This is a genomic window from Ureibacillus suwonensis (genome assembly GCF_042655065.1).
Taxonomy (GTDB): Bacteria; Bacillota; Bacilli; order Bacillales_A; family Planococcaceae; genus Ureibacillus; species Ureibacillus suwonensis.
The window spans coordinates 1-9,410 of the sequence record NZ_JBHSNQ010000069.1 but is presented as its reverse complement, the minus strand read 5'-3'; the positions used below and the strand labels follow the sequence as shown (position 1 = coordinate 9,410).

9 protein-coding genes are annotated in these 9,410 nt (G+C 34.8%); 3 read left to right on the top strand and 6 right to left on the bottom strand.

All coding sequences use genetic code 11. The features are described from left to right. Positions 1-312 precede the first annotated feature (312 nt). Positions 313-576, top strand: coding sequence for a hypothetical protein (locus ACFPOH_RS08055; protein ID WP_390309355.1), 264 nt, complete (start codon positions 313-315; stop codon positions 574-576). Positions 577-623: 47 nt separating this feature from the next. Beyond that, positions 624-1,193, top strand: a complete 570-nt coding sequence (locus tag ACFPOH_RS08050) for a hypothetical protein (protein ID WP_016839623.1) — start codon at positions 624-626, stop codon at positions 1,191-1,193. 638 nt (positions 1,194-1,831) lie between these two features. Here the strand turns inward: ACFPOH_RS08050 and ACFPOH_RS08045 are convergent. Beyond that, positions 1,832-2,485, bottom strand: a complete 654-nt coding sequence (locus ACFPOH_RS08045; RefSeq protein WP_016839622.1) for an IS3 family transposase — start codon at positions 2,483-2,485, stop codon at positions 1,832-1,834. A 257-nt stretch (positions 2,486-2,742) separates the two neighbouring features. Here ACFPOH_RS08045 and istA (ACFPOH_RS08040) point away from each other — a divergent pair, with 257 nt between their 5' ends. Next, complete coding sequence (gene istA / locus ACFPOH_RS08040; protein ID WP_390309354.1) at positions 2,743-4,248, top strand: IS21 family transposase; 1,506 nt, start codon at positions 2,743-2,745, stop codon at positions 4,246-4,248. A 54-nt stretch (positions 4,249-4,302) separates the two neighbouring features. Here the strand turns inward: istA (ACFPOH_RS08040) and ACFPOH_RS08035 are convergent, their stop codons facing one another. The 5 genes from ACFPOH_RS08035 to istA (ACFPOH_RS08015) all read right to left on the bottom strand — a co-directional run bounded on the left by ACFPOH_RS08035 (position 4,303) and on the right by istA (ACFPOH_RS08015) (position 8,985). After that, a complete protein-coding gene (locus ACFPOH_RS08035; protein ID WP_016839619.1) occupies positions 4,303-4,791 on the bottom strand; it encodes an ATP-binding protein in 489 nt (162 codons plus the stop codon). Then, a complete protein-coding gene (gene istA / locus ACFPOH_RS08030; protein ID WP_338010068.1) occupies positions 4,784-6,310 on the bottom strand; it encodes an IS21 family transposase in 1,527 nt (508 codons plus the stop codon). Before istA (ACFPOH_RS08030) ends, ACFPOH_RS08035 begins: the two co-directional genes overlap by 8 nt. Before the next feature lie 81 nt (positions 6,311-6,391). Further along, on the bottom strand, positions 6,392-6,760 hold the full coding sequence (locus ACFPOH_RS08025; protein ID WP_390309356.1) for a transposase: 369 nt from the start codon (positions 6,758-6,760) through the stop codon (positions 6,392-6,394). A 76-nt stretch (positions 6,761-6,836) separates the two neighbouring features. Continuing rightward, positions 6,837-7,562: an IS21-like element helper ATPase IstB gene (gene istB / locus ACFPOH_RS08020; protein ID WP_016839616.1), complete on the bottom strand. Its 726-nt coding sequence runs from the start codon at positions 7,560-7,562 to the stop codon at positions 6,837-6,839. Continuing rightward, the gene (istA, locus tag ACFPOH_RS08015) at positions 7,555-8,985 is read right to left on the bottom strand and encodes an IS21 family transposase (protein WP_016839615.1); all 1,431 of its coding nucleotides are present in this window, start codon (positions 8,983-8,985) and stop codon (positions 7,555-7,557) included. The genes istB and istA (ACFPOH_RS08015) overlap by 8 nt, the downstream gene beginning before the upstream one ends. Positions 8,986-9,410 lie beyond the last annotated feature (425 nt).

Genomic DNA, 9,410 nt, shown 5'->3' with positions numbered 1-9,410 from the left:
GTCCCAAGTAGATTGTCAAAGGCTCTTTTCACTTTGACAATCTACTTGGGATGTGGAACAATCCATGAATGGTTGTTGTGCAAAAAAACTTAATCTTTTTGTGTCCAAAAACTTGACGTAGATCCAGCTCAGGAAAATAATAACTTAGAAAAGGAATCTTTCATAGTAAACGAAAAAGAGTTCTTAGTTGAAACGGATAACTCAGTACAGCCTGCTGCTTTACCATTACTTGTAGTACCAGCAATTGCTATCTCTGATTATGTTTGGGCAGCAGCAGGATTAACTGTAGCAGCTGGAGTTTATCAATTATGGTTGAAAGAACCAACTTTAGTTGAAAATATTAATATAGCATACAAAGCAATTCCAAAAAAACTATTAAATAATGATGGTTATGTAGATTTGGGTAAATTTACCGATAAAGTAAATGGGAAAACTGCCTATAAAGATCCAAAAACGGGATGGCAAATAGATAAAGATACAGCAGGACATGGAGGTAGAAAATGGAAACTAAAAGATAATAAAGGAAATACTGTTGCTTCATTAGATGAAAAAGGAAAAATATTGAATAGATATTAAGATAGAAAAGTGGTGTTTATTATAAATTGAAAGAGAACTATAATAATATGACATATAAAGAAATAATTGCTTCATTTAATCTTTCAATTCCATTTGATAGTGATGGATTTATTAATGAAGAAGAGCTTTTCAATTTATATCCAGAAAATTTTGTATTGATAGATCGTTTTCCAATGATAATTAATAAAACTATGGAATGGTTTTCTCCACTAGATGTTTTTTTTACTCGAAAAGAGCAAACAGTAAATGAATATTTTGAAGTTGAAAGAAAATATATCAATACTTTAACAATATTGTCCTGCTATAGTCCGTTATGGGTACAAAGCTCTTTTTACTTCTCAAAAAGATTACCAGATTACCTCTCTGAGGAAGAAAGAAATTACCTTATAAAAATTAAGGATTATCTATTCATTCAAGTTAATACCCCCATAGAATTAGCATGTCTCTTAAAACTGAGCCTTAGAGGGTATGAACAAACTATAATCTATTTACCAGAATTAAAGGTGATTGCTTGGGTAAATGAATTAATAGTTTCTCTATATTATCAAGATGAAAAATCTAGAAAGCTTATTGAGATGATTACTACAACTGAAGGATTATATTTAAGAAAAAAATAAGTATTATTTATTATTTGAACTATTTTTTAAATGCCATCTAACCTATTTTCATATATAATTGCAGAGGCAGCTGCCCAGAAAGTGAAATGGTCCCTATTAAATAATATAGATAAAAAATCATCTCTCATTAATAGATGGCTTTTTATTATGACTCTTCAATATGTGGTGTTGGTGAGAAAAACCAGCACCAATTTTTTGTAAAAAGGAAGGGACTGTCCAGAAAGTCAATCACTTTCTGAACAGCCTCAATTTTTATATTAATATTCTCTTAAAAAACTTTTCTCTTGTTATGGTAACATCAAAATATCATCATCCTTATCACAAGGAAGGAGTGGAATGTCAACATTAAATTGAACAATATTTATAAGGGTTGGCCTAGTTTAAGAATTCTTGCTCTCCTTAAAAATTTCTTATGTTCCAAGTGGCTTGACATGGAGCCTCTACGGGCATGACTCTCGAGCCAAGGAACCAGCTTTATAATATGGCTGGCTCTGCCAATCAAGGCAGTCATGCCCACCTCTCCATGTAAAGCCTTTCTTCAATTAGATGTTTTCTTATCCCTTGCTTTGCCCATATTTTTGCTTATACTCTACTGGTGTTAAATAACCTAATGTTTCATGAATTTGTATGTGATTGCACTAGTTAACATGATCCCACATTTCGATGGTGAGTTGTTCAAGTGTTTGGAAGGTTTTCTGATACACAAATTCAATTTTGAAACTTTTAAATGTTGCTTCTGCTACGGCATTGTCATATGGACATCCTTTGGTACTTAAAGATCGCTGGATACAAAATGTTTCAATTGCTTCAACGATTAATTGATTGTTAAATTCTGAACCACGATCTGTATGGAATAATTGGACATTCATTAAATTCCCTTGAATGCTACTTAACGCCTTATAGACTAAGTTGGTATCTTTGTTTAGTCCTACACTTGTACCTACAATTTCCCTATTGAACAGGTCGACAAATAAACATACATAGTTCCACCTTTTTCCGACACGTACGTATGTTAAATCACTGACCAGTACAGAGAGTTTCTTTTCTTGTTGAAATGCTCGGTTTAAAATATTGGCGATTTTGGCTTCATTACTTTGTTTTTTCGGTGGTTTGTAATAGGCAACCGTATAGTTTGACACCAAATTTAACTGCTTCATGATTCGACCAATTCGGCGACTTGAAACAATCTTTTCTTTCTTTTCTAATTCTTTTTTGATTTTACGAGTACCATAGTTATTGCGACTTTGCTTAAAAATCTTGTAAATAAGCTTCTTCAGCCTGTCTTTCATCATCTTCACGTTTCTTTATGTGATGATAATAGGTACTTCTTGGAATTAGTAGGACGTCACACATTGTGACTGTCGCTTCGCTTTCGTCACATAAAACATTTGCTGATACCGAATGTATTTGATAATTTAATTTTGAGCCATTTTTAAGGCTTTCGATTACATATAAAATGAGCCACCCTATTTCCAATTTTTATCTTCCCTCTTAAGATTGAGTAATTCCGAATACTCAATCGAAGGAGAGATAAAAAAGGATGATTAAGATGGCTCAATTTCATATTATCAAATATCTATATGAGGTAGAAGGTTTATCTCAACGAAAAATAGCTAATAAACTTGGCATCTCAAGAAATACTGTAAGTAAATATTTGAAATCGAATCAGCCACCAACCATTATTCAACGTGAAAAGTCCTATGGAAAGAAGGAATTCTCAAGTGAAACGAAACGAATATTGCCTATTATCGATCAATGGCTTGAAGAAGATTTCAAACGATGGGGAAAACAGAGACATACAGCTGCGAATATTCATCGAAGGCTCGTTCGTGAATATGGTTTTAAGGAGTCTGAATCCAACATTAGAAAAATTGTGAGAGAACGCAAGAAAGTACTACAAGAAGTCTTCATTCCACTTGAATTCCAACTCGGCCACCAATTCCCATTCGACTGGGGAGAGGCGGATATTATTCTTCAGGGTAAAAAACGACGCGTTTTCCTCTTTTACGCTCAACTTTCGGCAAGTCGTGTACGTTTTGTCAGAGCGTATCTCCACGAAAAACAAGAGGCTTTCTTAGATGGCTTTGTTCATGCGTTTGAATTTTTTGGAGGTATCCCTACAGAAGGACTCTTTGATAATTTAAAAACATCTGTGCAGAAAATTCTTCAAGGAAGAAATCACTTAGAGCAGGAATCATTTCTGGCTTTACAAACCCATTATCTCTTTAAAGCAGAATTCTGTAATCCTAGCTCAGGTAATGAAAAAGGACGAGTTGAAGGTTCCGTTGGTTATGTACGAAGAAATGCTTTGGTGCCTGAACCTGAAGTTCAATCGATTGAAGAATTAAATGAATACTTATTCCATTGGTGTTTTGAAGATGCTAAGGAAAGAAAAGTTCCTCATTCCAACGAATTAGTTGTTGAAATGTGGGAAAAAGAAAAAGAATACCTTCATCCTCTCCCAGAACAACGATTTGAAGCCTGTAGGCTTGTTTCTCCCATTAATAAAACATTAGAAACCTATGATTTTAGCTTAATGCCCAGTTTAAACAAAAATCGATTGATGAAACTTGCAAAAGGTGAGTTTGTGGAAAGGAAAGAGAATATTATTTTCTTAGGCAATAGTGGTACTGGTAAAACTCACCTCGCAATCGCTCTTGGGATGGAAATGATTCTGAACGGCTACAAAGTAAAATTTACAACTGCCTACGAATTAGTGGAACAATTACTCATCTCCAACGACGAACATAAGCTAGGTGCATTTGAAAACAAGTGGCTCAAATATGATGTAATCATCGTGGATGAATTAGGGTATGTTCCGTTTTCTAAGATTGGAGTCGAATTACTGTTTCAGTTCTTTTCCAATCGTTATGAACGTGGCAGTGTAATGATTACAACTAATCTAGAATTCTCTGAATGGACAAATCTGTTTGGTAATGAAAAAATTACGACTGCATTACTAGATCGCTTAACTCATAAAGCACATATCCTTTTGCTTAATGGTGAACCCTATCGTTTCAGAGAAAGTTTAAAACATCGAAAAACAGAAGAATAATAATCAATCCACAAGGAGTGAGAGGATAATGTCCCTCTCCAAGGCATGATCTCCTCACTCCAAATTCTCCATTTTGTAAATTTCATTCAGTAAGTGGCTCAATTTTATATTGACAAAAACAATTAAATCTCCCATGGTGACAAAATATACTTGATATCCTTTTTCAATCGCTTCAATTCCCAAACCAACCGATAATAATGTTTTTCCCGCTCCTGGCGGACCAAGCAAGATGATATTGTAAGTTTGTTCAATCCACTGATACTCCCGGAGCTGTTTTAACTGACGTTCTGTAATCGCTGTTTGCTCGTTTATATCAAACGTTTCGATCGGTTTATGGAATGGAAAACGAGCCCAGTTTAATCGCTTTTGAATACTTTTTTCTTCGCGCCTTTTTAATTCAAATGTAGTCAGCTCCTCTAAAAATTCTAAATATGTCCATGAGGATTGCTCTGCTTTGCGAAGGAGCTCGGGGAGCTCCTCCGCTGTCTCTGCTAACCGCAATTGTTTAAAGGCTTGTTGAATTTCCGTGACACTCTTACTCATGCATATTTCCTCCCATTCGTTGAATGTAGTCCTTCAAATCTCTTGTTTCTACAGGTATTGAAACAGAGGTGGCGGATGCTACATGAATTTTGGGAATGGGATGCAATTGTTGCCGTTTTAAATAATCCACAACATCACGAAAGGCATTCGCACTATACAATTTTTCACCCATACACTTCTCAAGTGCAGCTGAAATCCATTGGGGATTCTCTTCGGCTACTTTTTTTAATAAAAGTAATTGGTCACGGCGATAACGCCCATAAATATGACAAATTTCCTCAATATACTGTTTTGCTTTTTCTTCTCTTTGAAAAAGGTTCAATACATGTCGTTTAAGTGCTTCTATTGATTTAGAACGATCTCTCGTATGATTCGTATTTTTAATCAGCTTTCCTTTTTCTGAACTAATTGTATGTTTGGCAAGAATCTCACCTGTAGTTGAGTTTACTATGATTAGTTGTTGCCCGTTGATTTGTAGCTTCACTTGAGGACACTTCGTGTATGTGCCAATCGGCACTGAATATCGATTCGATTGAAAACGAATCGTGTTGTCCTTATTCACATTCCTTGTTATAATTTCTGTAGGGTTGCTTTCAACTTCTGAAAGCGGTGAAGAGATTTTTCGTAAGTGTTGCTTTTCCAGGAGAAACACTTCGAAAGGTCTCTTTTTTATGGTTTGATGCACTTTGTAATTACCCGTTCGTTCTAGCCATTTCCACGCTTTTTCATTCCAATCTTCAATCGTTGAAAAAACACGATGAAGAGCGAAATTCTTTTTCACATACTTCACTACATTTTCAATTTTTCCTTTTGATTCTGGATCAGCCTTTCTACAAAGGTAAACCTTAAATTTTCGTTCCTTTACATACTTTTGAAATTCTTTTGTTAAAATAATGTCTCCTGCATTTTCATTCACTGCAATTAGATTGTCTTGACCATAAACAATTTCTTCGGTTACTCCTTCAAAAAATCGAAATGCATTTTCATGACAACGAATGGTATCCTGTGTAGTAAAAGGACGGTCCTGCCACTCCATATACTTTTGCCGAGAATGAGCCAACACAAAGGCAATAAAATAAAGCTTTATTTCTTTTTTCTGAGTGTTTTTCTGAATTGTTTGGCCCCAATCAACTTGCATCTGTTTGCCTGGTGGTTGCTCGACAACTGCTTCGTATTCTCTAGGTTCATTTGTTTTTTCAATATGATAGATTTCTCTCATTTCATTGACATATCTTCGAACAGTGCTTTCTCCAACTACAATGTCAGGAAACCTTTCTTGAAGCCAATCTAAAATTTGCGCTCCACTGATACTTGGATATTCTTGTAACCAATTCACAATCCAATCCCGATAGGGATCTAATTTTTTCTTTCGCTCAATTGGACCAAATTCTTCAACCGCTTCTTCAAATGTCATACTTAAATACTTATAAACTGTATTACGAGAAATTTTTAACTGCTTTGCAATTTGTGAAATTCGTAATTTCCTATCATGCAAGCGGTGAATATCTACATATAACACTAACTTCTCCTCCATTAGTACAGCCTCCAATAAACTAAAACTACTAGTTTACTAGAAGTGTATTGAATAGTGAAAAAGTGTTCAATCCAAATGAGCAAATTCTGTTGATTCTATTTTAGCGTTTACAAATTGAAAGTATTCCTTTAAATAAGCGTTTACGCGTTCGACTGCTGTACGTTCTTGATAAAGCANAAAACTGTCATATTGGTAACTATGTTCACGCACACAGGTTGGACGAAAATGTTCATCGAATCCTATATATTCTCCTTCTCGGCGAACGTTGTAAGGAATCACGACTCGCATGGACTGTGATACGGCTTGACGGTAAATAGGTTCAACATCATAACCAGCATCAAATATAGCTATTGTAAATTGACCGTTTCCTAAGTGATGAAGTTTTTTCAATAATGGAATCACAGCTTTACAATCACTTAAATTACCTGAGGACATCAAACGAGTTGTATTTTGCAAGATAAAAGTGCAGAGAATTGCAATGAAAAATGCAGAGTGTTGCCACCCATTATTTTTACTGTTTTCTCGACAATGCATTCGCTAAACGGAAGCTCTGTCCCGTATAAGAGATGATGTGGGCATGGTGAATTAATCGATCCACCAGAGCTGCCGTTAAACGCGAATCTGAAAAAATACGATTCCACTGACTAAACTCTAAATTTGACGTAATAATCAAACTTTTTTGTTCATAAAACTCTGAAATAATTTGAAAAAGTAACTCTGCTCCTTCTTTTCCAATTGGAAGATAACCCATTTCATCCAATATCATTAAATCATTTTTTTCTAACTTCTTTCTAAATTGCTTTAGTTTCCCTATATTCAAAGCCTGTTCCAATTCTTCAACTAGATGCGAAACTCGATAAAAGCGTACTTCAAAACCTTGTTCACAAGCTCTTCTACCAAGTGCGGATGCTAAATGTGTTTTACCTGTTCCAGGTGCTCCTACTAAAATGACATTCTCTTTTTTTCGAATAAAATCAAGTTGCACCAACTCTTCTTTGGATAGATGGCTAGGTAAACAAATATCTTTGTGCCATTCATAGCTCTCTAATGTTTTCATATCGATAAATCGGGCATTTTTTAAATTTCTTGCAACTTTTGCTTGTTCTCTACCTTCTTGTTCTTTTAATAAAAGCTGGTAAATATATTCTTCCGGTGTTGTAAATGGAACTTCGTGTATTGCTTCAGCGATATATGCTAATCGCAATTGTTTACACAATTGTAAAATGGCATTATTCATGACCAGATTCCCCCGTTCCTTTTGGAGATAGTGCATCATAATCAGTCCATTTTACACCGTAAGGATGTTCTTGTTCTTCTGTGTTGTTTCCAATTAATTCGTAAAAGTTCTGATTAATCTCCTTCATATCATGGTTTATTAAAAGTGTAATCAATTCATTTATTCGTTGTTTTCTCAATGAGTAAGAAGGGACCGTTAAATATTCCTTTATACGAGTTGGTAAGTAACCTGAATATCGTGAATAATCAACTACTAGGGGCTTTTTCAACCAATCTTTTAATATATCTTTCCAAGGAATGAAACGTCGTTTCTTCATATATGGTCTTGCATCTGATAATAAAATTTCTCCTTCATTTGTAATCACTTTGAATGAATCCCAATACGTAATGCAATATAACTGTACATAACTACGCGCTCTAGGCACATGAATTAAATGCTTATCCAATTTAAACTCATTATATTTATTAAACTTGATTGGAAATTGTTTAAATACTGGATACGGCTCTTTTGGTAATTTGTTTAATTGCTTTTGCTCTTGTTGCCATAAATCCTCAATGAGTTCTCCCTTTTCATAATGTAGTCGATTACGATCGTCCTTCAATTGTTTCTTTAGTTTCTCCGTTAAATCTTCAAAGTCTTTTATAACTGGTGGTAAGCTGAAGAAGTTATATCGAACATAACCCACTTTATTTTCCACATTTCCTTTTTCATTACCTCTCGATGGATTACACACTTGTACCTTAAAGCCATAATAGTTTTGAAAATGGCGAAATGCTTCTGTTAATTCAGCTTCTGTATCACCGTTACGTACTTTTTTGACCGCAGGTGTTAAATTATCAATTCGAATACTAAGGGGCACTCCACCAGCTTGCTTAAACAGTTCTTGTAATCCACCTAAGAAACACTCTAAATTTTCTCCAGGCATCGGTATCGCAAACCCTGTATTACTTGCCGGGAACGTCATCACTAAAACATGAACATCGACAATCTCTCCGTCTTGCACAGCTTCCATTACGCCAAAATCTAATTGTGCTTCTCCTTCTGGATGGTCTAATCGCTCATGTCCTTTACTGATTTCATCATCTTCTCTGGCACGCCATTCTTGAATAAAATTACAAACTGTTCTATAGGACCCTTGAAAGCCCATCTCTTTTAAATCTTCAACAATTTTTTTGTTTGTTCGACGAAGTTTTTTCTTTAACTTGAGATCTTCCTCAAGCCAGTCTATAACGATTTGTCCCCATTTCTCTTCATACATCATCCCTTTTTTAATATGCTTTTTTTCTTGAGGTAATTGATCGCCATCACCATACTTCTTGGCGGTACGCCAATTCACATTCATAGTTTCTGCAATTTTGGAAATAGACAATCCTTTTTCATTTCTTAAAGTTTTGATACAATTAATTTCAGACATTGCTAGCATCCTTTCAAACCACCACTGGTAAAATTCGACACTTTTACAGTAGAGGGACTTGGGGTGGCTGGCAAGTCTTTTTTTTTATTGCACTAAAAAAAGTGCTAGACTCTGTACAAATTCGTTGCACTAGTCTGCACTTTTATTATGCAATAAACAGCAAATCTTAAATATCTTGAAAGAGTCATAATAAAATTCCGAAAAAAATTACATTCAAAATACATTCAAATACAACTTTTTATGGTTCTTTGTCAAATAGTGTTGGTGAAAAAATTTTGTGACTTTCCTGGTATATGCAACCGCACAGCTTAGAGGAACTTCGATTCCTCTAAGCTTTTTTCATTGTCATTAAATTTTGGGTGATCAGAATCCGAGTTTTAAAATGTCGGAAACAGCGATAGCCGAAAGAAATACGCTTTATCACCTTAATTTTG

What these genes read in the sequence shown, in the direction of transcription:
- ACFPOH_RS08050 (WP_016839623.1), top strand. Translation starts at nt 624, where the DNA reads ATGACATATAAAGAAATAATTGCTTCATTTAATCTTTCAATTCCATTT.
- ACFPOH_RS08045 (WP_016839622.1), bottom strand. Translation starts at nt 2,485, where the DNA reads ATGATGAAAGACAGGCTGAAGAAGCTTATTTACAAGATTTTTAAGCAA.
- istA (WP_390309354.1), top strand. Translation starts at nt 2,743, where the DNA reads ATGGCTCAATTTCATATTATCAAATATCTATATGAGGTAGAAGGTTTA.
- ACFPOH_RS08035 (WP_016839619.1), bottom strand. Translation starts at nt 4,791, where the DNA reads ATGAGTAAGAGTGTCACGGAAATTCAACAAGCCTTTAAACAATTGCGG.
- istB (WP_016839616.1), bottom strand. Translation starts at nt 7,562, where the DNA reads ATGAATAATGCCATTTTACAATTGTGTAAACAATTGCGATTAGCATAT.
- istA (WP_016839615.1), bottom strand. Translation starts at nt 8,985, where the DNA reads ATGCTAGCAATGTCTGAAATTAATTGTATCAAAACTTTAAGAAATGAA.